The sequence below is a fragment of the Pseudomonas sp. Ant30-3 genome, from assembly GCF_000690905.1.
Classification (GTDB): Bacteria; Pseudomonadota; Gammaproteobacteria; order Pseudomonadales; family Pseudomonadaceae; genus Aquipseudomonas.
Map to the genome: position 1 here is coordinate 1 of NZ_JMCL01000229.1, position 1,137 is coordinate 1,137.

The following is a 1,137-nucleotide window of genomic DNA, read 5'->3' on the forward strand; positions in this document are numbered from 1 at the left end:
GCCCGGGCCACATCGCCGCAGGCAAACACACCCGGCACCGAAGTCTTGTTCTCGGCGTCGGTGCGCACCTGCATGCCGAGGGGCGTTTCTTCCAGCGCGCAGCCCATCGCTTCGACCAGAGAGCCGGAAGGAACGGTGCGCGTCGCCGTGAACAGGCCCGCAAAGGGCAACAGCCGTCCGTCGGTCATCGCCACGTCGGCATGCCCGTCAATCCTGTCGATGGGCGCCTCCTCGATCGTCACGCCCCGGCGTTCCAAAGTGGCCCTGGCCTCCTGACTCAGTTCCACGGCACCGTTGACGAGCAAGGTCACATCGCCCCAATCGGTGAGCAGTTCGGCCTGATGGACGGACAGCGGTCCGGCGCCGATGATGCCGATGCGGCCCTGGCCGAGTTCGTAGCCATGGCAGTACGGGCAATGGAAGACCGCCTTGCCCCAGCGCTCTGCGAGTCCGGCGATGGGAGGTAACTGGTCGGCCACGCCGGTGGCCAGCAGGATGCGGCGGCCTTGGTGCGATACGCCATCGGACGTCGTGACAGTGAATTCGTCCACCTGCCCTGAAACGGCTTCGGCCCGGCCTTCGAGCCAGGTCAACGTCGGATAGGTTTCGAGCTGGCGACGTGCGTTCGCCGCGATCTCGCCGGGAGGGACGCCATCTTGGCCGAGAAACCCGTGCGAATGGCTGGCAAAGCGATTGCGCCGCTCGCCCGCGTCGATCACCAGCACGGACCTGCGCGCTCGTACCAGTTGCAGGGTGGCGGCCATGCCCGCATAGCTCCCGCCGATGACGATGACGTCGTGGTGCATGGTCAACTCCTCTTGCGTCGTGCTGCCGCATGCCGGCGCGCGAAGTCGGCGGCCAGATCGGCCAGAGTGATTTCCGAGAACCGTTTCAGCAGCAGCGCCTCGGCCTTGGCAAAGGCGCCTTCGAGCGCGGCATTCACCGATTGCTCGACCAGGCACTCCGGTGTTTCGTTGCGATTGCCTATGGCAAACATGGCCGGCTCGCCCAGCGCCTCGTGCAACTGGAGCAGGGTGACGGCGCCAAGGTCGGCATGGATGCGCCATCCACCCGCGTGGCCTCGATCTGAAGTGACGATGCCCGCTTCTCGCAAATACCCCATGGTGCGCCGGACGA

General features: G+C 66.1%; 2 protein-coding genes. Both read right to left on the minus strand.

The genetic code is table 11. From position 1 onward, the window contains the following. A partial coding sequence (locus DU29_RS0129030) for an NAD(P)/FAD-dependent oxidoreductase (protein ID WP_028624820.1) occupies positions 1 to 806 on the minus strand: 806 nt, incomplete at its 3' end. A gap of 2 nt (positions 807 to 808) precedes the next feature. Then, positions 809 to 1,137: Rrf2 family transcriptional regulator (locus DU29_RS0129035; RefSeq protein ID WP_028624819.1), on the minus strand; the 329-nt coding region annotated here is incomplete at its 5' end.